Origin of the sequence: Kitasatospora sp. NPDC058478 (assembly GCF_042720345.1) — a bacterium.
Lineage (GTDB): Bacteria > Actinomycetota > Actinomycetes > Streptomycetales > Streptomycetaceae > Kitasatospora.
This window is the reverse complement of record NZ_JBHXML010000066.1, coordinates 40,164-62,348: the sequence shown is the minus strand read 5'-3', so window position 1 is coordinate 62,348 and position 22,185 is coordinate 40,164. Positions and strand designations below refer to the sequence as shown.

At 72.9% G+C, this 22,185-nt stretch carries 16 protein-coding genes, 1 tRNA gene and 1 riboswitch; of the genes, 8 read left to right on the top strand and 9 right to left on the bottom strand.

Translation table 11 applies throughout. The annotated features are described in order from the left end of the window. Positions 1–34: 34 nt before the first annotated feature. Positions 35–111, bottom strand: a tRNA-Met gene (locus ACFWPT_RS31100). A gap of 305 nt (positions 112–416) precedes the next feature. Between ACFWPT_RS31100 and ACFWPT_RS31095 the strand changes: the two genes are divergently transcribed. Next, a complete protein-coding gene (locus tag ACFWPT_RS31095) occupies positions 417–803 on the top strand; it encodes a hypothetical protein (RefSeq protein WP_380380706.1) in 387 nt (128 codons plus the stop codon). A gap of 52 nt (positions 804–855) precedes the next feature. Here the strand turns inward: ACFWPT_RS31095 and ACFWPT_RS31090 are convergent, their stop codons facing one another. The 3 genes from ACFWPT_RS31090 to ACFWPT_RS31080 form a co-directional block, all read right to left on the bottom strand. Continuing rightward, positions 856–1,917 carry a methyltransferase domain-containing protein gene (locus tag ACFWPT_RS31090; protein ID WP_380485833.1) on the bottom strand — a complete coding sequence of 354 codons (1,062 nt, stop codon included), beginning with the start codon at positions 1,915–1,917 and terminating at the stop codon, positions 856–858. 86 nt (positions 1,918–2,003) lie between these two features. After that, a complete protein-coding gene (locus ACFWPT_RS31085; protein ID WP_159398702.1) occupies positions 2,004–2,141 on the bottom strand; it encodes a hypothetical protein in 138 nt (45 codons plus the stop codon). An 811-nt stretch (positions 2,142–2,952) separates the two neighbouring features. After that, the gene (locus ACFWPT_RS31080; RefSeq protein ID WP_380485831.1) at positions 2,953–3,390 is read right to left on the bottom strand and encodes an ATP-binding protein; all 438 of its coding nucleotides are present in this window, start codon (positions 3,388–3,390) and stop codon (positions 2,953–2,955) included. 260 nt (positions 3,391–3,650) lie between these two features. On the opposite strand from ACFWPT_RS31080, the gene ACFWPT_RS31075 reads away from it, so the two are divergent. Then, positions 3,651–4,994 (top strand): tetratricopeptide repeat protein, encoded by a 1,344-nt coding sequence (locus tag ACFWPT_RS31075; RefSeq protein WP_380485829.1) that lies wholly within the window; start codon positions 3,651–3,653, stop codon positions 4,992–4,994. Here the strand turns inward: ACFWPT_RS31075 and ACFWPT_RS31070 are convergent. The 3 genes from ACFWPT_RS31070 to ACFWPT_RS31060 form a co-directional block, all read right to left on the bottom strand. Next, on the bottom strand, positions 4,991–6,019 hold the full coding sequence (locus ACFWPT_RS31070) for an NAD-dependent epimerase/dehydratase family protein (protein WP_380380697.1): 1,029 nt from the start codon (positions 6,017–6,019) through the stop codon (positions 4,991–4,993). The genes ACFWPT_RS31075 and ACFWPT_RS31070 overlap by 4 nt on opposite strands. Before the next feature lie 89 nt (positions 6,020–6,108). Continuing rightward, positions 6,109–6,369 (bottom strand): hypothetical protein, encoded by a 261-nt coding sequence (locus tag ACFWPT_RS31065; RefSeq protein ID WP_380380695.1) that lies wholly within the window; start codon positions 6,367–6,369, stop codon positions 6,109–6,111. 119 nt (positions 6,370–6,488) lie between these two features. Then, complete coding sequence (locus ACFWPT_RS31060; protein WP_380485827.1) at positions 6,489–7,700, bottom strand: RICIN domain-containing protein; 1,212 nt, start codon at positions 7,698–7,700, stop codon at positions 6,489–6,491. Between the two features lie 133 nt (positions 7,701–7,833). Between ACFWPT_RS31060 and ACFWPT_RS31055 the strand changes: the two genes are divergently transcribed. Continuing rightward, positions 7,834–7,983, top strand: a complete 150-nt coding sequence (locus tag ACFWPT_RS31055; protein WP_380380691.1) for a hypothetical protein — start codon at positions 7,834–7,836, stop codon at positions 7,981–7,983. Between the two features lie 241 nt (positions 7,984–8,224). Here the strand turns inward: ACFWPT_RS31055 and ACFWPT_RS31050 are convergent, their stop codons facing one another. Together ACFWPT_RS31050 and ACFWPT_RS31045 are read right to left on the bottom strand one after the other, a co-directional pair. Beyond that, complete coding sequence (locus tag ACFWPT_RS31050) at positions 8,225–8,545, bottom strand: hypothetical protein (RefSeq protein ID WP_380380689.1); 321 nt, start codon at positions 8,543–8,545, stop codon at positions 8,225–8,227. 246 nt (positions 8,546–8,791) lie between these two features. Then, positions 8,792–17,152 carry a type I polyketide synthase gene (locus ACFWPT_RS31045; RefSeq protein WP_380485825.1) on the bottom strand — a complete coding sequence of 2,787 codons (8,361 nt, stop codon included), beginning with the start codon at positions 17,150–17,152 and terminating at the stop codon, positions 8,792–8,794. A gap of 275 nt (positions 17,153–17,427) precedes the next feature. Here ACFWPT_RS31045 and ACFWPT_RS31040 point away from each other — a divergent pair, with 275 nt between their 5' ends. The 5 genes from ACFWPT_RS31040 to ACFWPT_RS31020 all read left to right on the top strand — a co-directional run bounded on the left by ACFWPT_RS31040 (position 17,428) and on the right by ACFWPT_RS31020 (position 22,067). After that, positions 17,428–18,069, top strand: coding sequence for a hypothetical protein (locus tag ACFWPT_RS31040; RefSeq protein ID WP_063352368.1), 642 nt, complete (start codon positions 17,428–17,430; stop codon positions 18,067–18,069). 119 nt (positions 18,070–18,188) lie between these two features. Then, a riboswitch (cobalamin riboswitch) is annotated at positions 18,189–18,394 on the top strand. A gap of 94 nt (positions 18,395–18,488) precedes the next feature. Further along, the gene (locus tag ACFWPT_RS31035; protein ID WP_380485823.1) at positions 18,489–19,460 is read left to right on the top strand and encodes an ABC transporter substrate-binding protein; all 972 of its coding nucleotides are present in this window, start codon (positions 18,489–18,491) and stop codon (positions 19,458–19,460) included. After that, a complete protein-coding gene (locus tag ACFWPT_RS31030; protein ID WP_063352369.1) occupies positions 19,457–20,536 on the top strand; it encodes an iron ABC transporter permease in 1,080 nt (359 codons plus the stop codon). The genes ACFWPT_RS31035 and ACFWPT_RS31030 overlap by 4 nt, the downstream gene beginning before the upstream one ends. After that, complete coding sequence (locus ACFWPT_RS31025; protein WP_079136528.1) at positions 20,533–21,351, top strand: ABC transporter ATP-binding protein; 819 nt, start codon at positions 20,533–20,535, stop codon at positions 21,349–21,351. The genes ACFWPT_RS31030 and ACFWPT_RS31025 overlap by 4 nt, the downstream gene beginning before the upstream one ends. After that, the gene (locus ACFWPT_RS31020; RefSeq protein WP_079136529.1) at positions 21,348–22,067 is read left to right on the top strand and encodes a ferredoxin; all 720 of its coding nucleotides are present in this window, start codon (positions 21,348–21,350) and stop codon (positions 22,065–22,067) included. The genes ACFWPT_RS31025 and ACFWPT_RS31020 overlap by 4 nt, the downstream gene beginning before the upstream one ends. Positions 22,068–22,185 lie beyond the last annotated feature (118 nt).

Here is a 22,185-nt window from a genome sequence, read left to right as displayed (position 1 = left end):
GACGCGCAGTGCGCGTCCGCCCCTTCGGCGTTCGTGGTAGCGGGGACAGGATTTGAACCTGCGACCTCTGGGTTATGAGCCCAGCGAGCTACCGAGCTGCTCCACCCCGCGTCGGTAGTACCGACCGTACGGCACCAGGCGGCGATCACCTAATCGGTTTCCCGGCGGCCGCTTCCGCAGGGCCGCCCTCGCCGGGCAGTCCCTCGCGGGGGCCGGCGGCTGGCATCGTCGACGGGTGATGCGGCAGGGGCGAACACCCGCCCCGACGTCCGTGCGTGCGATCGAATACGTTCGGCCACGAACCCCCGAGAATCAGCTACTTTGCGTTATCGCTCGTATCGAATGTGTGACATGCCTGGGCTGCTGGGCATGCTGCGGTCCGGGCCGACTCGCAGGCACAACTCCAGGAGTGAGACATGTTCAGCACCGCTCGTGCCGCCAGGATCACCACCGCCGCTGCTGCCACCGTCCTCGCTGTCAGCCTGGGCGTCGTGGCCGCGCCGTCCGCCTCGGCGGCCGACAACTGCTGGCCCGGGGAGAGCAACCGGTGGTACTGCCACAACGTGCCCGGCTCCCCCGTGTACGGCGTGGTCGGCAACAATCACATCTACCCGGACCCCGACACCGTCGTCGGCTACATGAACTCCGACCCCAGCTGGTTCTACTGCAAGGAGGACAACCAGGCCTGGGTCGGCGGGCCGCACCCGACCCGCTGGCTGATGACCGTCGCCGACAACGGCCAGCTCGGCTTCATGAAGGACACCGCCATCACCAGTGAGACCGACCCCGTTCCGAACTGCTGACCCGGCCTGGAGCCGATTCCCGCTCTGCGCGAGCAGGGGCCCGGCTACCGCTCTACTTGGGGTGCCCCGGGAGGGGATTGCCGGGCTTGTCCAACCAGGCCGCCTGTCCGGCAGGTGTCACCGTGAGCCCGTACCGCTCGTAGCCGGGGCGTCCGGCGGCCGTCCACTGGGTGTAGGCGGCCTCCGTCTCGTCCCACAGTTGCCGGGGCCCGGACTGGCGGACCTCGAACCGGGATTCCCCGGGCACGGAGTCGACCGTTGCCCAGGACGTGACGGCCGTGTCGAACAGCCACCACGTCCAGCCGCCGTCACCGAACTCGTTGCGCCGGTAGTACACGTCCGGCAGGGCGAGGGCGCAGGCGAACTGTGCAAGCCAGTCGCCCCCGATGGCTTCGGGGTCGAGGCTCGTCCAGGACTGCGCGGAGTCGCCCGGCCATTCACCGGGCAGGTAGCCGTCCACCGGAGTGCCCTGGTAGCGCTGCTGGCGCAGCATCATGAACGCCGCCGATCGGGTGAACGGACCGCTCGCCGTCCCGTCGTCGCCCACCGCGAGCCGCACGATCGCCCCGCCGCCCAGCAGCGGTGAGACGGGGCTGACGATCACCCCGCCCGGCCGGGTCTGAGCTACCCAGGCGGGCGGGACGTCCCGCAGGGACACGGTGGAGATGATCCGGTCGTACGGGGCGCGTACGCCCCAGCCGAACGATCCGTCCCCGCACACGACTTCGGGGGTGTAGCCGGTCCTGCGAAGTGCGGTGCGGGCTTGCGCGGTGACCTGCGCGTCCACCTCGACGGTGGACACCATCTCGGCGCCCAGGCGATGCGCCAACAACGCCGCGTTGTAGCCGGTGCCCGTCCCGATTTCGAGCACCCGGTGTCCGGGGACCGCGTCCAGGTCGGACAGCATCTCGGCCACCATGGTGGGCATGGATGCCGACGACGTGGGAGTACGGTGGCCGCCGTCCTCGACACCGTCGTCCCACTGCGTGACGATCGGCAGGTCGCTGTAGGCGAGCCGCATCCACCGCTCGGGTTCCCTGGTCCGGCTGCACTCGGTGTCGCCACCGTCCTCGTCCGCCCAGATGGTGTCGGGGAGGAACACGTGTCGCGGCACGGCCGCCACGGCCGGAGCCCATCCGGGGGGCAGGGAACCGGCGTCGGTGAGCGACGCCACCAATGCGGCCCGCTGCTGTTCGGGGGTCAACTCTTCTTGTGCTTCGGTGCCGGGGTCGGCTGCTGGCCGTCCTTCGAGGGGTTCGGGCCGATGGCCGGCGAGCCGGGCTTGGCGTGCCCGCCGCCCTTGCCGTCGTTCGGTCCACCCTTGTTCTCGTCTCCCATGGTCAGCGTCCTTTCTCTGTTCGGCTTGTAGAGGCGGTGCTGTTCCCGCTGCGCCCGGGGGCGCAGCGAGTACCTGCCGTGCGGCAGGGGTGATGCCCCGCCCCGGGCGGGGTGAACCTCAACCAACAGCCCGGGATGGGAGTTCGATAGCCGAGCTCCTGACTTGCGCGCAGTTTTCAGCGGCTCGCTTGTGCTGGGAACGGCTGGTCGGCTGTTTCATGGGTGGGGGGCGCGGGGGCGCCGAGGATGTGGCTGCGGGCCGCGCGGGCGAGGACCGCTTGGTCTGCCGTGGATACTCCGGCGCGGTTCCAGTGGAAGACGACCATGCTGCGACCCGCGCCCAGACGTCACCTTGTTCGGTCCACTCCTGGCCGACTGCGCGCAGCATCGCGCTGCACATCAGGATGGACAGTTCGCGGCGCCCGATCGGCGGGGCGGCCGGCTGGCCGTGGTGGGTCCGGAGGGCTTCGAGCAGGATGGCGCGGCTGTCGGCGTGGAAGAGGGCAGGACGGGTCCCATCTGGGCGGCCAGGTTGGCGAGTTCGAGGACGCACATGTGGTGGATGACGTCCCTGACGGCCGTCCGGACGTCGCGCGCCGCCGCCGTCCACAGCGTCAGTGGCTGGCCGAAGGTGTAGTAGGCGGTGGCGGTGCACCAGAACGGTGCGGCCGGCCTCCAGGGCCGCTCGCGGTGAAGACGCCCGGGGCGGTGGGGCGTTCCGCCTCGGCCCGGGTGGGCGCCGACCGGGGAGTAGGCGGCGTTCGGCGACGCTGCCAGCCGACGGTCCTCATGGCCCGTCTGATCACGGTTTTCACGGAGTGCGCCTCGGCGTATCGTCAACGGCAAGAAGGCCCCTTGCCCACACGTTCTTTGTCGTGGCCGTCGTTACCACACCCGTTCCGTCCGCCAGCTCGCGGACGAGGAGCAGCCCCCGGCCACACTCGCCGCGGGCAACCGGAGTTTCCGGCAGCGGCAGGTCAGGGCGGTAGTCCAGAACCTCGATCCGGCAGTCGCCGCCGGTCTCCTGAAGGTGCAGACCGATACTGCCGCGCGACCGGCTGGCGTGCCGAACGACGTTTGTCACCAGTTCCGAGGCGATGAGGACCAGGTCGGATGCCCGGTCGTTCTCCCATCCCCACTCTCTGAGCACTGAGCCCACCATTCGGCGTGCCGTGGAGGCCGCGGCCGCCTCTGCCGTCAGCGTGGCCTCCCAGTGGTGGAGAGATCGCGGCTGTTCGACGGCCACCATGTGCATCGCTCCCGTCATCGGGAGCGTCTTGACGCCCCGTTACAGTTCGCTTACGGGGATCAACCATGGACTGGGGTGCGGAGACAGAACCACCCACGAAGCAGGGACACTTGCTCCTCGTTCGGGTGAGACCAGGGACAAGCTGCGGACAGTTCGTGGACACTTCCGCATCACCTGTGTGGCCACCGGTCCGGAGGTGGTAGGCAAGGGGATGAAGTAGTTCGCAGCTGGGGCTGCGGCCCCGAAGGGACCGCGACGCGATGAACACTTTGTTCGATGTCTTAGTCACCGAGGCCCGCATGGATTTCCGGAGCTTCCTGGCCGAGTACCGGCGGGTCGCGGCGCTCCTCTACGAGCGGACCGGGGATATCGCCTTCAGAAACGTCGTTCTGACGGACAAGAGCTTCACGCGGTGGCGTGCCGGACAAGTTGCCCGGCCTCACCACCCGGCACCCGCAATTCTCGAGCGGATGTACGGCAAGCCCGTCGCCGAACTCTTCGCGCCCTGCACCGACGAGCAGGCAAAGGTACTGCGCGCAGTACCCACTCCAGTGCTCGATGAAAGAGAACTCGCCATGACCGCACGAGATGCCCGCGCCCACGCCGCCGACGTGGCCTCACAGTTGCTTCCCGACCTCAGCCTCGACCAACTCGAGGACGACCTGGTACGCCTGGTCCGAGCAAACACCACCACCCCTCCCCACGAGATCTTCATGGCGGCCAAGGAACTGCTCGGCCTTGCCACCGTGATGCTCGACCGTACGCAGCTGTTGTCCCAACGAGGCCGCCTCTACGTCGTCGCCGGCCAGGCATCGGCGCTCCTGGGTGCCTGCGCGTTCGATCTCGGCTCGATGCCGACCGCAGTTGAACTGATGCGTGCCTCTGCCCTGTACGGCCAGGTGGCGGAGCACGGGCCGCTCCAGGCGTACGCCCACGGCTACCTCGCCCTGTTGTACTACTGGGGCGGCAACCCCGCCCAGGCGGTTCGCCAGATCGAGCGGGCCCATTCGTTCCGAGGGGTTGGTGCCACGGGCCAGGCGAGGCTGGCGGCAATCGCTGCCCGCTCGTATGCGCACCTCGGCCGGGCCGCGGAGGCCCACGCAGCAATAGATCGAAGCTTGGCCGATCGAGGCCCCGCCGTGGACGATCTCCACGATGGGATCGCAGGTGAGTTCGATTTCAGCGTGGAACGCGTCGCCATGAGCAACAGCACAACCCTGCTTCTCTTGCGGGACGGGGTCGGCGCGGAGGCCTCCGCCCTGCGGTCGCTGGAACTGATCGCTTCCCAGTCCTCGGCCTCCACACCGCTCGCGGTTGCCCCGCAAGCCGGCGCGGACCTGGCGACGGCCCTGTTGATGCGGCGTGACCTGGACGGTGCCGCTGAGGCCATGCGTCCCGTACTGAGTCTGCCGAGGGAGTGGCGCGGGGCCGGCCTCGTAGGCCGGGTGAACGCGGTCCGGGCGGAGCTGGCCTCGCCGAGCTTCCGCGACGCCCTGGTCGCGCGGGACCTCGCAGAGCAGATCGACGACTTTACGCTGGTTGCCGCACCGCGCACCCTCGGACCCGGCGCGGTGCGGCTCGCCATCGACGGGGGGATCGGCTAGCGGGCACCCTCCAGAACGGCGCGCTCCTTGTCCGGGGCAATCCCGTGTTCGTCCCACCGCTGATGCGGAACGGGCATGTTGCCCTGGAGGAGCCAGGACCACGTGTCTGCGACGGTTTCCGCCAGCGGCCGACGGGGGAAGCCGGCCGCGATCGCCGACGACGAGTCGACGGCCCACACGCCTGGGTGTGTCCGCCAGAGCGGGATCTCTGTCCACTGGCGCAGGCCGCTGCGGAGCAGTACCTCATCGGTGACCCACGCCAACTCGCCGGAGCTGCCGGTCACGTCCATGCACGCTTGGAGGAAACCGCCCATCGTCTCGCAGCCCACCGGCGCGGTGACGTTGTGAACCTGGTGCCCGACACGCTGGGCCTGATCGAGCGCAAAGGCCGCCACGTCCCGCACATCGACTGGCTGGATCGACTTCGCCGGATCGCCCGGCGCGAGGATGCGGCCTCCTCGCTCAGCCCTGCGCAGCCACCACGGCAGCCTGCCGACGTACTCGCCGGGCCCGAGGATGACGCCCGGCCTGAGCAGACTCGTACGGGTGAGGCCGAATGCTTCGGTCACTGCCCGCTCGGCGCCGGCCTTCTGCCGTCCGTAGTACGTGTCTGGGCCTGTCCACCCCTCTGGGAGCTGTCCGTACTCCGGTCCGGCGTCGGCCGGGGCATCCAGCACGGGCGAGTCCACGGTCAGAGGCTCGATGGGCCAGCCTTCGTAGACGGACACCGTGGAGACGTAGACGTACCGGCTGACGACCGGCTCCAGGGCCCGGGTGCCACCCAGCACGGCGCGGGGCGACAGCTCGGAGGCGGAGGTGTCGATCACGGCGTCCCACGGTCCGTGCTCGGCCAATCGCGTCATGTCCTCCGGCCGCTCCCGGTCGCCGTGCACCGCGACCGCTCCGGGCACCGGGACACCGGACAGGCCGCGCGTGAACGTGGTCACCTCCCAACCTCGTTCCAGCGCGCCACTCACGACCGCCCGGCCCAGGAACCAGCCACCGCCCAGCACGAGAATCCTCATGCGGGCGATCCTGCCAGCCCGGCGCCTTCGCGCGCAGCCGCCCGCAGAATCGGGGCCCCTACCGGTCGCGGAGCAGGTCGAGGTACCGGTCAACGACCTGCTGCTCCAATCTTGATCACGGATTCGGCGACGACGACCGTCAGACCGAAGACCATGCCGAACACCAGCAGGACGACGAGCGCCCGGCAGCCGTAGGGGTGTCCGCGTATCGCCCAGTCCGTCACGAGCGCGGAGTCGCCTATGTCCCGCTGCGGGGAGAGTCGCCCCACCTGGAGACCGCCGTGGTCGCCGTACACCGCCCGGGAGTGGACGAGGCCGTGTACCGCCTGCTGGAACTGATCACCGGCCACACCACCGCGTGATCGGAGGCTGGAATCGGCGGCCACCAGGCACTGTTCGAATACGGCCTCACCCCGACCCGGGCGGGTGCCGGGTCGGGGTGCGTCGGGTCAGCGTGCGCGGGTGACCGCTACTGGAGCTTCCACTGCTGGTTCCAGGCGTTGTTGCAGGTCCAGACGCCGAGCGCCTTGGCGTCCTCGTCGTAGGTCAGGCAGTCCTGGTCGGTGATCCGGATCTGGTACTGGCCGCCGCCTGCGCTGACGAGCTGCCACTTCTGCGCATCGGCGCCGGTCCAGGGCTTGGCCTCGGCGAAGAAGGTCTTGGTGTTCTCGGTCAGCGCGAGCCCGGAGACGGCACTGGTGATCTTGTACCGGCCGTTGCCCAGGGCGGTGAACTGCCAGGCGGAGTTCTTGGCGCCGCTGGCGGCGGCCAGGATCGAGGACCCCGTGACCACCGGACCCCGACCGTTCTTCACCTTGGGGTGGTGCAGCCCGGCGATGGCGGCACCACCACCGCTGCCACCCTTGCCGCCTCCACCCTTGCCGCCGCCCTGGTGCGCGGGGACGGCCGGGGTGGTGCTGGTGTCGCCGCCGTCGTCGCCGCCGTCGTCGTTGCCGTTGCCGTCGTCATCACCGTCATCGCCGTCATCGTGCGCGGGGATGCCGGGGGTGCCCGGGGTGTCGGTGATCGGGGTGCCACCACTCTTGGGGACGCCCGGGACCGTGATGTCGCGGGCGGGGAAGTGGATGATCCGCTTGCTGTCGACGCAGCGGATCAGCACACACGACCTGGTGGTGCTCACGGTCCGGTCGGAGTCGGAGCCGACGAACGCCCAGTTCCCGTACCCGCCGTCGCCCTTGTTGGTGAAGGTCGAGTCACCCGCGAAGACCCAGATGCGGAAGTCGTCGTAGCCGGCCGGCCCGCCCTGCGAGTCGTGGTGCTGCAGCTTGACGGTGGTGTCGACCAGCACCCCGTTCATGTTCGCCTCGTACACGTTGCGGAACCAGATGGTGTCGTAGAGGTCGGTGCCGTCGTACTTGAACACCATGACGTTGTAGCCGGGAGCCGCGGCACTCAGTTGGCTGGCCATGCCCTGGGTGAACGCGGCGTTGTCGGCCTGCGCCTGGAGGGCCGCACTGCGGAAGCCGCCGATCATCGCACCGATGGAGTTGATCAGGGCCGTGGTGCAGTTGCCGCCGCCCACGCTGCTCTGGCCGTCGCAGTCGGCTGCGGCGGCCCGCTGCGGCGAGACCATCAGGCCGGCAACGGCCAGACCCGACAGCAGGACGCCCGCGACGGCACGTTGGGCGAGCGTGTGGGACCGGCGGGAGAGACCGCGCATGCCGAAGTACCTCGATCACTGAGAGTGGTGAAGATCGTCCGTGGGGAAGAGACGATGCTCGGATGCTAGGTCGGCCCGAACGCCGCGCCCCGGGTTCCTGACAGTTCCCTGATGGATCACTGATGGATCACTGATGATCTGTTGGCCGACGGGCGTCACCGTCACGGACCTGATCACGCCGGCCGTCGGCATCGTCCTCGCCACTGAACACCAGCCCAGCTCCGCCGCCTGGGCGGACCGGCTGCTTCGGCTCGCCGTGGTGGGACTGAGTCCGCAGAGCTGAGCGCTGTACACGGGCGGCATCGTCGAACCGGAGTCTCGATCGGGTGCCTGTGGCGGCAACCGCGCATGAAAACAGGGCCTCTTGGTAGCTCGCGAAGGGTATCTACGCCAACAAGCTTTCCAGGAGGCCCTGTTGCCGCATCTGCACGGCACCGTGGGGGCCGGCGGCGCGGGGGACTCGGGTACGGCCGCCGGACCGCCTTGCAGCCGGTCCGGCGGCAGGTGAACGGGTGGGGCGGTGGTCAGGTGATGGCCATGAAGCTGCCGACGTTCACGTTCTCCCGGGCCCCGTCCGGGTCCAGCAGGGAAGAGATCCTCGACCGGCAGTTGCGGTCGGTGAACAGCCGGATGGGGCCGCTGGTGAAGTTCACGATCGTGGTGTCGTTGCCGAGGCCGCGGTGGCACTCGCCGGGCACCGGGTCCGTGACCTCCTCCCGTTCGCCCCCGCGATCCATGATCACGACGCCGGGGGCCGCCGAGGCCGTGGAGGGGCTGACCAGGGACAGGGCGAGGACGCCGGCGGTGACCACGACCGCCGCGCGCGGGCTGAAGCGCAGGTGCATGAGGGGACTCCCGTGCTGGGTTCGTCAGGGGGCATCGACGGGAGCCCGGGAACCCCGCGTCGCGCGGCTTCCCATGACTCCCGATCACCCGTTACCCCGCCCCGGCACTGCCTCCACCGGGCCGTCCGGCGCTTCACCCGAACGGGGTTCGCCCGCGCACCCGGCGACCGGTTCCGGGGGAGCGGGAAGTCGGACGGGCCGACTTCCCGTTCCCCCGGCTGCACACACTGATCCGAAAGGCAGGACTTAACCGGGGTGGGTGAGGGAGTCGATCCAGGTGCGGATCGCGGCTGCCGTGGTGGCGGCGTCCTCCCGTGCCAGGGAGAGGTGGTTGCCGGGCACCTCGACGCGCTCGTGTGGCAGCGGCCAGGACGTGCGCCAGGAGTCGCCGTCCGCGCGCGCCGCCATCAGCGGGGTCGGGCGCGCGGCGCCGATGAGGAGGGTCGGGGTGTTCACGGGCTCCGGGCGCCAGTCCAGGAAGAGCCCGGTGTAGGCGCCCATGGCCGCGACGGCGGCGTCCTCGTCTCCGGTGGACCCGTCCGCGCTCACGTCCGCGGCGAGGTACGGGGCCGGTGGGGCGGCCAGGGCGGTCAGCCAGTCCGTGGAGTGGTTGCCCTGGTGGACGAGATACGTGTCGATCAGTACTTGCCCCAGGGGAGCGGATCCCCTGAGTTCGAGGCGTCGGGTCACGGCGTGCGCGACGGCGCCCCCGGCGGAAGCACCGACCAGGACGACGGGCCGGTTGCCGACGTGCCGCAGCACCGTCTCGGTGTGGAGGCGGGCGAGCGTCTCCCGGTCGGCCGGAACGGCGTACCCCGCGCCGATGCCCGGGTGTGGGAACTCCAGGACCTCCAACTCGCCATCGAAGCAGGCGTGCAGGGCCGCGAACCCGCCTCCCGGGAATGCGGGGAGCGGACGGTGGTCGGGGAAGAAGACCACGACCGGGGAGCCGGCGCGGCCCCGGGCCCGGCGCAGCGGCGGCACGGCGTGCTCCGCGGCGTCGTCGGCGCCGAACGTCGCGGCGGCCGAGGAAGCCGCGACCACCAGGTGCATCGCGGCCGCCGGCCGGCCCTGCTCGCAGAGCGCGCGGTACAGCGCCGCGAGCGTCTGCGCGGGACGGCCGGTGAGCGGTGCGGGCCGTCGGCCGGGCTGCTCACGCGGTGTGCCGTCGGGCAGGTCGTTGGACAGATCGTCGAGCAGGTCGAGTACGTGACTGGCGAGGTCCTCGATCGCCGGGTGCTCGAACACGACGGCCGCGGGCAGCCGCAGGCGCAGGGCCGTACTCAGTCGGCTGCGGAACTGGACGGCCGTCAGGGAGTCGAAGCCGAGCTCGGCCAGGGTCCTGCCGGCGGGCAGGTCCTGCGCGCCGGAGTAGCCGAGCACCGCGGCCACGTCGCCGCGCAGCAGTTCCGTGAGCGCGGCCCCGCGCTCCTCGGCGGGCAGCCCGGCCAGCAGCGTGCGCCACGCCCCGGGCTCCGAGCCCTCCCGGCCGCCCGGCGGCGGTTCGGTCTCACCGCTCTGCACTTCGGCGGCGGGCCGACCGTGGCGCGCCAGGTCGCGCAGCGGCGGCGGTAGTTGCCCTGCGGCGGCGCGCAGCGCGGCCCGGTCGAGCAGGACCGGCGCGAGTACGGGGGCTCCCGTCCGCAGTGCCGCGTCGAACAGGGCCAACCCTTGGGCGGGGGTGAACGCCCGGACCACGTCGTCGGGCCTCGGGTGCCCCGCGCCCTCGGTCAACTGGGCTGCCATGCCCGCGTCGTGACCCCACATGCCCCACGCCAGCGAGACGGCGGGCAGACCGGCGGCGGCCCGGTGCTGGGCGAGCGCGTCCAGGAACGCGTTCGCCGCGGCGTAGTTGCCCTGGCCCGCCCGGCCCAGCACGCCCGAGATCGAGGAGAACAGGACAAAGGCCGACAGGCCCCGGTCGCGGGTCAACTCGTGCAGGTGCCAGGCCGCGTCCGCCTTCGGCCGCAGGACCGCCGCCAGCCGCTCGGGGGACAACGCGGCCAGCGCTCCGTCGTCGAGGACCCCGGCGGCGTGCACGACGGCGGTCAGCGGGGGGTCGCACTGCTCGATCAGCTCGGCGAGCCGGGCCCGGTCGGCCACGTCGCACGCGACGATCCTGACCTGCGCGCCCCGCTCCGCCAGACTCGCGCGCAGGGCGTCGGCGCCCGGTGCGTGCGGGCCGCGCCGCCCGGTCAGCAGCAGGTGGCGGACCCCGTACGCGTCGACCAGGTGCCCGGCCAGGTCCGCGCCCAGTGCTCCGGTGCCGCCGGTGATCAGCACCGTGCCGTCCGGGTCGAAGGCACCGGAGCGGCGGGGCTGGGCACTCTCGGCCGGCCAGGGCTCGGGCAGGTGGACCGTCGCCGGGACGCCGACCAGCCGCGGCACCGTCGCCCGCCCGGCGCGCAGGGAGAGTTGGGGCTCGGCGCTGGCGGCCGCCGCGGGCAACAGGCGCAGGGAGGCGGGGTCCTCGTCCACGTCGATCAGGACCACGCACCCCGGCAACTCCGACTGCGCCGTACGCACCAGCCCCCAGACCGCGGCTCCCGCCAGGTCCGGCGTGGGTGCGGTGGCGTTCCGCGTCACCACCACGAGCTGCGAGCCCGCGGTGACCGGATCGTCCTGCCAGTCCTGTAGGGCCTTGAGCACCCGGGTGGTCAGCAGGTGGACGTCGGCCAGCGGGCCGCGGTCCGTTTCCGATTCCGAGCCGACGGCGGTGAGCGCCAGGTGGCGGGGCGGGGCGGTGGCGTCCGCGCCGGCCGCGGGCGAGGACGGGCCGGCGAAGGGGACGAAGGCGCCGAGGTTCAGTTGGTCCGGCCCGAGGACCGTCCAGCCCGCTGACTGCGGTGCCCCGCCGGGCAGTGCGACGGGGACCCAGTCGGGGCGCAGCAGGGCGCGCTGGGCGATGTCCTGTCCGGGGTCGCGGTGTCCGGCCGGAAGCTCCCTGGTGGAGAGGGAGTTGACGCGGGCCACCAGGCGGCCCGCCGGGTCGGCGAGCGTGATCGAGAGCGCGCCGCCTTCCGAGGCGGGGCCTGCCTCGCCGACCGGCGCGATCCGCACCCGCACCGTCGACGCCGCGGCGGCGTGCAGGCACACGCCGCTCCACTGGAACGGCACCCGGGCGCCGCCCGCGCCCCCGTCCGCGTCCGCGCCCCCGCCCGGGTCGGTTCCCGGGGCGTGCGCGGCGAGCATCGAGGCGTGCGCGGCGGCGTCCAGGAGCGCGGGGTGGATGCCGTACCGGTCCGCCTCGGCCGTCCACGGCTCGGGCAGCCGGACCTCCGCGAACGCCTCCGCACCCCGCCGCCACAGCGCGCGCACGCCGCGGAACGCGGGCCCGTAGGCCAGACCGCGCTCCGCCGCGGCTTCGTAGGCGCCGGCGGGATCGATCTCCGCGGCGCCGGGCGGCGGCCACTGCGTCAGGCCGTGCCCCTCCGGTGCCGTGCCCGGCTCGGGCGTGCGGGTGAGCAGGCCGGTGGCGTGCGGCGTCCAGGCGGGATCGGCGGCCTCGGCGGCCTCCACCGGTCGCGCGTGGATCTCGACGGACCGCCGACCGGAGTCGTCCACCGCCCCCACCACGACCTGGACCCGTACCCCCGCAGCGGGCAGCGCGAGCGGCCGCAGGATCACGAGCTCCTCCAGCGTGCCGCAGCCGGCCGCGTCGCCCGCGCGCACAGCCATCTCGACGAACGCCGTCCCCGGCACGAGCGGCGCCCCGCCGACGACGTGGTCGGCGAGCCACGGCTGGGCACTCGCCGACAGCAGGCCGGAGAGCACCGTGCGCCCGGTGCCCGGCACCTCGAACGGCGGGCCGAGCAGCGGATGCTCGCCGGGGCCCGGGTGGGCCCCGGCCCCGGCCCCGGCCGGGCGCAGGGGGTCCAGCCAGTACCGCCGGCGCTGGAAGGCGTAGGTCGGCAGCTCCACGCGCCGCAGCCCGCGCTCCGCGAACACCGCGGGCCAGTCGACGCCGGCGCCGCGCACATGGAGCCGGGCCACGGCCGCCAGCAGCGTGTCCGGCTCCCGCTCGCCGTCGCGGGCCGCGAAGGCGAACACCGGGCCGCTGCCGTCCTGGAACACCGGGCCGCCGTCCTGCGGGGTCGGGCACTCCTGCGCGTACGCGGTGAGCACGGGCTGCGGGCCGAGTTCCAGGAAGCCCCCGACGCCGTTGGCGCCCAGCCACTCCACGGCCTCGGCGAACCGGACGGGAAGCCGCGCGTGCCGCACCCAGTAGTCCGCGGAGCCCAGTTCCTCGGGCGCCGCCCGAGATCCCGTCACGGTGGAGACCACCGGGATCCGCGGCGGCCGGAACTCCAGCGTCTCGGCGACGCGGCGGAACTCGTCGAGCACCGGGTCCACCAGCGGCGAGTGGAAGCCGTGGCCGACCTTGAGCCGCGTGCTGCGGCGGCCGCGGGCCTCGAACCGCGCCGCGACGGCGAGCACCGCGTCCCGCGCGCCGGAGACCACCACCGCGCGCGGTCCGTTGACCGCGGCGATCGCCACGCGGTCGGCCACGTCCACGAGTTCGGGCAGGACCTCGTGCTCCGCCGCGTCGAGGGCCACCATCGCCCCGCCGTCCGGCAGCGCCCGCATCAGCCGCCCGCGCGCCGCGACCAGGCGTACGGCGTCGGAGAGGTCCAGCACCCCGGCGACGTGCGCGGCCGCCAACTCGCCCACGGAGTGCCCCGCCAGGAAGTCGGCCCGCACGCCCCAGGACTCCACCAGCCGGAAGAGCGCCACCTCGTAGGCGAACAGGGCGGCCTGGGTGAAGTCCGTGCGGTCGAGCAGGGCGTCCGGCGAGCCCGGCTCGGCACGGATCACCGTGCGCAGCGGCCGGTCGAGTTCGCCGTCCAGCGCGTGGCAGACCTCGTCGAAGGCCTCGGCGAACGCGGGGAACGCCTCCCGTAGCTCCTCGCCCATCCGCGTGCGCTGCGCGCCCTGCCCGGTGAACAGGAAGGCGGTGCGGGTGCGCGGGTCGGCCAGGCGCGTCAACGCCCCGGCGCCGGGCGTGCCGTCGGCGGGCGTGCCGTCGGCGATCGCCCGGAGTCCGGCCAGCATGCGCTCGCGGTCCGCGGCCGGCACCATCGCCCGGTGCGTGAGCGCCGACCGCGACACCGCCAGCGAGAAGCCCACGTCCGCCGACGAGAGGCCCGGCCGGGCGGCGACGTGGTCGGCCAGCCGTCGCGCCTGGGCCCGCAGGGCCGCCTCGTCGGCACCGCCGACCAGCCACGGCACCGCCAGCCCCTGGGGCCGCGCGGGTTCCTGCAGCGGGGCGCGGTCGGCGGCGGCCGGCTCCTCGATGATCACGTGCGCGTTGGTGCCGCCGATCCCGAAGGCCGACACGCCGGCCCGGCGCGGCCGGCCGGCGGGCGCGGGCCACGGCCGGGCGGCGGTCAGCAGCTCGACCCGGCCCGCGGACCAGTCGACGTGCGGGGTGGGGGCTGCCACGTGCAGGGTCCTGGGCAACTCGCCGTGCCGCATGGCCTGGGCCATCTTGATGATCCCGGCGACTCCGGCGGCGGCCTGGGTGTGTCCGAGGTTGGACTTGACGCTGCCCAGCCACAGCGGGGGCTCCTCCGGCCCCCGGCCCCGGCCGTAGCCGGCGAGCAGCGCCCGCGCCTCGACGGGATCACCGAGCGCGGTGCCCGTCCCGTGCGCCTCCACGGCGTCCACCTCGTGCGCGCGCAGCCCGGCGTCGGCCAGCGCCAGCTGGATCAGGCGCTGCTGGGCGCGGCCGTTGGGCGCGGTCAGGCCGTTGGACGCGCCGTCGGAGTTGACGGCGCTGCCGCGCACCACGGCCAGCACCGGGTGTCCGTTGCGGCGCGCGTCGGAAAGCCTCTCCAGCAGCAGCACCCCGGCGCCCTCGGCCCAGGCGGTGCCGTCCGCCGTGGCCGAGAAGGACTTGCACCGGCCGTCGGGTGCGAGGGCGCGCTGGCGGCTGAACGCGACCAGCGGGTTGGGCGTCGCCATCACCGTGACGCCGCCGGCCAGCGCCAGCGAGCACGCGCCCGAGCGCAGCGCCTGGGCCGCCTGGTGCACGGCGACCAGCGAGGACGAGCACGCCGTGTCGACGGTGATCGCGGGCCCGCGCAGGCCGAACACGTAGGAGAGCCGGCCGGAGGCCACGCTGCCGGCCGAGCCCAGAGCGAGGTGGGCCTCCAGTTCGTGCTCGGTGAAGCGGGAGGCGTAGTCGCCGTACATCACGCCGAGGAAGACGCCCGTGTCGCTGTCCCGGACGGACGCCGGGTCGATCCCGGCCCGCTCCCACGCCTCCCAGGTGACCTCCAGCAGCAGCCGCTGCTGCGGGTCCATGGCGAACGCCTCGCGCGGCGAGATGCCGAACAGGCCCGCGTCGAACTCCGCGGCGCTGTGCAGGAATCCGCCGCTGCGCGTGTAGCAGGTGCCGATCCGGTCCGGGTCGGGGTCGTAGAGGGCGGCGAGGTCCCAGCCCCGGTCGGTCGGCAGGTCCGAGATCGCGTCCGTGCCCTGCGACACCAACTCCCAGAGCCCTTCGGGGGATTCCACGCCACCGGGGTAGCGGCAGGCCATGGCGACGATCACCACCGGGTCCCGGTCGTACGGCTCCTCCGGCTCGGCGGTCCGCGGTGCGGTGGCGCGCGCGGGCGCGGGTGCAGCAGGTACGACGGGTACGGGTGCGGCGGGTGCGGCGGGTGCGGCGGCGAACAGTTCGGTGTGCAGGTGGCGGGCGACGGCGGCCGGGGTGGGGTGGTCGAAGACCAGCGTCGTCGGCAGGCTCAGCCCGGTCGACGCCGCGAGCCGGTCGATCAGCTCGATGGCGCCGAGCGAGGTCAGCCCGAGGTCCGCGAACGAGCGGTCCGCGAAGGAGCCGCCCGCCCCGGGCCCGCTCTCCGGCGCCCGTCCGCAGACCCGGGCCGTCTCGGCGCACACCCTCTCGCACAGCGCGCGTTCCTGCTCCTCCCGGGGCAGCGGCAGCAGCCCGCGGCCCAGGGAACCCCCGGCCGGGGCCGGCGCCGCAGCCGGGTCGCTGAGCACCGCATGGCGGACGATCTTGCCCGACGGCGTGCGCGGGACGGCCGCGATCTCGCGGACCTCGACGGGGACCTTGTGCTCCGCGAGCTGCGAGCGGCAGACGTCGAGCACCAGCCGCGGGTCCAGGCCTTCCGGGCCGGGCACCACGAAGGCGACCGGGACCTCGCCGAGGACGCCGTGCGGCAGGCCGAGGACCACGGCGTCCCGCACCCCGGGACAGCCCCGCAGGACGTGCTCGACCTCCGTGGGGTGGATGTTCTCGCCACCCCGGATGATCAGTTCGCTGACCCGGCCGGTGAGGACGAGGTGGCCGTGTTCGGCGCGACGGCCGAGGTCCCCGGTCCGGTACCAGCCCTCGCGCAGCGCGGCGGCCGTCGCTTCCGGCTGGTCGTGGTAGCCCGTCATGAGATTCGGACCGCTGACCCAGATCTCGCCCTCGCCGCCCGCGAGGACGTCGACGCCGCTGTCCGGATCGACCACGCGAACCTCGACCCCGGGTACCGGTAGTCCACAGGACCCGTCGACCCGGGGGCCGTTCGGGCGGGCCACCGCGATCGCGCCGCACGTCTCGGTACTGCCGTAGACGTCGAGCAGCGGCGCGCCGAGCGTCTCCTCCACCGCCCCGCGCAGCTCGGGCGGGCACGGCGCGCCCGCCGTGACGCAGAGCCTCAGCCCGGGCCGCGGTGCGGGGAGCGGGGTGTCCTTCGCCGAGGCCATCAACCGGTGGTACGTCGTGGGGACGCCCGCCAGGACGGTGAACGGCCCGCCGAGGGCGGCGCTCGGAGTGCGCAGCGTGCGCCACAGGTCGCCGGGCGTCAAGGCCTCACCGGGCGTGGGCAGTTCGCCGGCGATCGCGGTGCTCGCGCCGACGGCCGTGGTGCCCAGGATCGCGAGGGAGTGCCCGAAGCTGTGGAACAGCGGCAGCGGCCACAGCAGCCGGTCCTCGGAGGAGAGCCCGAAGAGCGGCGCGTAGCAGGCCGCCACCGACCACAGTGCGCTGCGCTGTGTGGAGAGCACGCCCTTGGGGCGGTGGGTGGTCCCGGAGGTGTAGAGCAGCCAGGCCGGATCGTCGAGCCCCAGGTCGTCGGGGGCCGCGGGCCCGTCGCTCCCGCTCCCGGTCGCGGCCTCGGCTTCGGCCTCGAAGAGGACGGTGCCGTCGGGGGCGTTCGAGGGGATCGGGCCCGCCCCGGTGAGCACGGTGTGCAGGCCGCGGTACGCGGCGCCGAGGCGGTGCAGCTGCGCGAGGTGCGCGGGGTCGGTGATGATGGCCGAGGCGCCGCTGTCCCGCAGGTAGTAGTCGAGTTCGTCGTCGGAGGAGCGGGGATTGAGCAGGACACCGACCGCCCCCGCCCGCAGCACGGCGAGGCAACCCTCCACCAGCTCCACGCAGTTGCCCAGGCAGAGCGCCACCCGATCCCCGCGCCGGACCCCCGCCCGCACGAGCGACCCGGCCAGCCGCCCGGTCCGCCGCTCCAACTCGGCGTAGCTGACACCGCGCGAGAAGTCGTGGAACGCGACCCGGTCCCCCGACCGTTCGGTGTGCCTCCTCAGCAACTCCGGCAGCGGCCGCACCAGATCGTCATACCGCAGTTCACCACTCACGCCCCGGCTCCGACCTCTCGCCACTCGCGACCCACTCCCCCGTCGATCCCCTCCGTACCCAGTAACACACGGGCACAGACCGAGTCCTGCGGACTCGCCGCAGCTGCGCTTGCGGCCGCCGAGGAACCGCGGCACTTCGAGGCAGCAATCAGGCCTCTGACCTGCGGAAACAGCAGCTCTCCAGCCCGGGAGGGCGCGAGGGCACAGCGCCGTGGACTTTGAGCGCTGCCCCCGATACCGCCCTCCCCGTCCGGCGCCCGTGTCAGGCTGGGGGAATGCTCTCCGACTCCGCCGCCCCCAACGCCTGGCACACCCCGGCCGAACTGGCGCCGCTCGACGGCAACGAGGCCTTCCGCGGCACCGATGCCGGGACGGTGCTGGACTTCTGGCGCTACGCGATGCCCGACTTGCGAACCAACACCACCCGGGGCCTGCTCGCGGAATTCCTGGTCCACCGCGCCGTCGGCGCTGTGGCACGCAACATGGAATGGGACAGCTTCGATGTCCTGACGCCTGACGGGCTCAGGATCGAGGTCAAGACCAGCGCCTACCTCCAAGCCTGGGGGCAGCGTCAGCTGTCGGAGATTCGCTTCTCCCGGCTGCGCGGACGCACCTGGACTCCCGAGGACGGTGACGCCGCAGAGCAGTCCTACAACGCGGATGTCTACGTCTTCGCCCTCCATACCGCGCTCACCCACGCCGACTACGACCCGCTCGACATCGGCCAGTGGCGCTTCTACGTTGCTTCCCGTGCTCTCGTGGAGGCCACCGGACAGGCCAGCCTGGGCCTTGCTTCCGTACGCCGGCTGTGTGGCGAACCCGTCGACTACGAGGAGCTCGCGGTCCGGATCTCGGCCTGCTCCCTCCAGTCACCCTCAACTGGCGGAGCCACCGAAGCTGCCACCGCCACTGCGTGACAGCGCGCTGGAAAGCCGGCAGGCCGAACACACACCTCCGTCAAGGCGCTGCCGCTGCCGGCGCTTCGCGTGGCCGGTGGGCGTCCTTGAGCCGGTCAGCACCGACCTGACCACGCCTGATACCTTGCCATCGCCGTGGTGTACGGGAAACCGGTCTGAGTCCGGTGCGGCCCTCGCCACTGTTGCCGCGGAGTTCCGCGGCCCTCGCTGACCGGCTTTTCCAGCGGTCAGGGCCACTGGGCGGGCTGGAAGAGCCGTCCGGGAAGGTCGGCTGCGGCGTGTTGATGCGGAAGCCAGGAGACCGGCCACGGCGCGACATGTTCCACGAGGGTTTTGGAGAACACGTGCCCAGCGGTCTGCTGTATCCGTTTCGATCGATATGTTCCGTTCGTCCCACAGGTCCGATACGTGTCGGCCGGGTGGTCGCGGCCGTCCTGTTCACCGGCGCGCTCGGGGCTTGCACCGGCGCCCCCGCGCCCGCCACGTCCGGCGGGGCGGCCGGAAGTGCCGCGCCGGTGAGCGTGGACAACTGCGGGACGACCGTGACGGTCGGCGCGCCGCCCGCCCGGCTGGTGACGCTCAACGAGGGTGCCACCGAGGTGGCCCTGTCCCTCGGCCTGCAGTCCCGCATGGCCGGTACCGCCTACCTCGACGATTCCGTCCCGGAGAAGTGGAAGGCGGCCTACGACTCCGTCCCGGTGCTCTCCAAGGACTACCCGACGAAGGAGAAGCTCCTCGCGGCCCGTCCCGACTTCCTGTACGCCTCCTACTCCAGCGCGTTCACCGACAAGGTCGCGGGCAGCCGGGACGAGCTGCGCGGCCAGGGCATCCCGTCGTACCTGTCCCCGTTCGGCTGCTCGGACAAGAGCCAGGTGCCGCCGACGACCTGGCAGGCGGTGTGGGGTGAACTGAACGACGTCGCCAAGGTCTTCGGTGTCACGGAGCGGGCCGCCGCGATCCAGCAGCAGCAGGAGCAGCAGCTCGCCCAGTTCACGGCGACGGCCGCGGGCAAGAGTCTGAAGGTCCTGTGGTACGACTCGGACACCAAGTCGCCGTTCGTCGGTGCCGGCCACGGCGGACCTCAGCTCGTGCTCGATGCCGTGGGCGCCCGCAACGTCTTCGGGGACCTGCCCGGTGGCTGGCAGAACGTGAGCTGGGAGAAGGTCGTCGCGGCGGACCCGGACGCCATCGTGGTCGCGGACGCCGGCTGGGACACCGCCCAGTCCAAGATCGACTACTTGGAGAACGACCCGGTGCTGAGCAAGCTCACCGCCGTGCAGCGCAAGGCTTTCGTGGTGGTGCCGTTCTCGGAGTCGACTCCCGGCGTGCGGCTCGCCGACGGTGCCGCCCGGGTGTCCGCAGGGCTGGGCCAGCTGCACCCGGGTTCATGACCACCGAACCCCGCCCCGTCGTGCGGCCCTCCGGTCCGGGCCGCGCGACGGCGGCCCTGGCCATCGGCGCGGCCCTGCTGCTGACCACCGTGCTCCTCGGCCTGGCCGTGGGCTCGCAACCCGAGCCGGTCCGGACGGTGATCGATGTCGTGGCGCGCCGTCTCGGGCTGGGCGGCCAGCACGTCACGCTGCTGGACGACCAGATCGTCTGGCAGTTGCGGCTGCCCCGGGTTCTGGGAGCGGCTGCCACCGGCGCAGGCCTCGCGGTCTGCGGCGCGGTGCTGCAGACGCTGACCGGGAACGACCTGGCCGATCCCTTCCTGCTCGGGATCTCCGACGGAGCCGCCGCAGGCGCGGTCACCGTGATCGTCCTCGGCGTCGGCGTGACCGGCGCCGTGGGCACCGGCGCGGTGGCGACGGCGGCCTTCGCCGGTGCCCTGCTCGCCGCCGCCGTCGTCCTGGCACTGGCCGGCGCCCGCACCCGGTCCCTACCGACCACCCGGACCGTGCTCGCCGGCATCGCGGTGGGGCAGATGTGCGGGGCCTACACCTCGTTCGTCGTGCTGGTCCTCGGGGACCGCAACGCGGCGCGCGGTGTCATGGAGTGGACGCTCGGCTCGGTCGCCGGCGTGCGCTGGCCCACCGCCGTCTTCCTGACCGCGGTCGCGCTGGTCGGCGTCACGGTCCTGGCCTCCTCGGCCCGCGACCTGGACGCCTTCGCCTTCGGCGAGACCGCCGCCCGCTCCCTCGGCGTCCACGTCGAGCGCACCCGCTGGCTCCTCGTCGCCACCGCCGCGCTGGTGACCGCGTGCCTGGTCGCCAACACCGGCGTCATCGGGTTCCTCGGCCTGGTCGTACCGCACGTGGTCCGGCTGGTCTGCGGCCCGCGCCACGCCCTCCTGCTGCCCGTGTCGGCACTGGTGGGTGCGTCCCTCCTGGTGGGCAGCGACATCGTGGCGCGCTCGGTCCTGCCCGACCGGGAGATCCCCGTCGGCGTCATCACGGCCGGACTCGGAGCGCCCTTCTTCGCCTGGCTGCTGTGGCGCCAGGGGCGGGCCGAGGGGGGACCGCAGTGACCGTGACGCCGCCCGCCGAGCTGCGCGCGGAGGAGCTCCGCGTGCGCATCGGCGGAGCCACGCTGCTGGACGCGGTCTCGCTCGCGTTCGCCCCCGGCCGGATCACGGGCCTGCTCGGGCCCAACGGCGCCGGGAAGACCACCCTGCTGCGCGCGGTCGCCGGACTGACCCGGCCGAGCGCGGGGCGCGTCCTCCTGGACGGAGAGGACCTCCACGCCCTCACGGCCCGCCGACGAGCACGACGGGTGGCCTTCATGGAGCAGCAGGCGGACACCCGGTTGTCACTGCCGGTCCGTCAGGTCATCGAGCTCGGACGCACGCCGTACCGCAGCCGCTGGCCCGTGCCGATGGACTCCGCCGCCGACGCCCACGAGCGGTCCGTGTTCGCCGATGCCGTTGCCGCGGCCGACGTCGGACACCTGCTCGACCGGGCCTGGCCGACGCTGTCGGGCGGCGAACGGCAACGGGTCCAGCTCGCGCGGGCGCTGGTGCAGGAGCCCGGCGTGCTCCTGCTCGACGAGCCCACCAACCACCTCGACCTGCGCCACCAACTCGGCTTCCTCGGCGCCGTGCGCGGGCTGGGCGTCACCACGGTGGCCGCGCTGCACGACCTCGAACTCGCCGCCGCCTACTGCGACGAGGTCGCCGTCCTGCTCGACGGCCGGCTGGTCGCCCACGGGCCCAGCTCCGACGTGCTCACCTCGCCCACGATCGCGCACGTCTACGGCGTCGACGTGACCGTGGAACGACACCCCCGGCACGACAGGCCGCACATCCGGTGGAACGGACTGCTCCCCGAAGGGACATCACCATGACCCTCCCCGCCCCAGGCGCACCCGCCCGCCGCAGTGCCACGCTCCTGGTCGGCATGTCGATCGGGGAAGCCGTCCGTCGTGACGAACTCCTCCGGACCGCGGCGTCGCACCGGGCCTCGATCGCTTTCCTGCAGCAGGCGGACCCCTCCCTGTCGGCCGAGCTGACCAGGCTGGCCGACGCGGGCACCGAGACCGTGGTCGTGATCGGCGTCCGCCTCGCGGCTTCCGGCCCGGGCCAGTCCTGGCTACGGCGGATCGCGGCGCACTGGTGGCGCGAGCGCGCGGGCCACCGTCCCGAACTCCTCGTCGCGACCCGCCTCGCCGACTCACCGGACGCGGTCCCCGCGGTGGCCGCGGTGACGAAGGCCATCACCGGCGAGGAGCCCGGCCTCACGTCCGCGGCCTGGGAGGACGTCCCCGGCCACCGGCACCAGGTCCTGGTGTGCCGCGGCCCGCGTTGCGCGGCCCAGGGCGCGGAGGAGGGGCTACGCGCCCTGGTACAGAAGCTGACCGAGCACGGCCTCGGCGACGACGACGTGCTCGTCACCCAGACGGGGTGCCAGTTCCCCTGCAACCAGGCCCCCGTCGTCAGCGTGCAGCCGGACGACGTCTGGTACGGGAGGATCGACCCGGCCGTCGCCGGCCGCATCGTCACCGAGCACCTCGCCGACGGACGACCGGTCGAGTCCCACCGGCTCCCCCGCCACAGGAGCTGACCCGCGCCGAAGGCCAGAGGCCCTGCCGGAGACACCTCCGGCAGGGCCTCTGTCGGTCAGTGGCCACCGGGGCCCGCGCCGCAGGCGAACAGTTTGTGCCGCGGAGGAAACGTGCTGA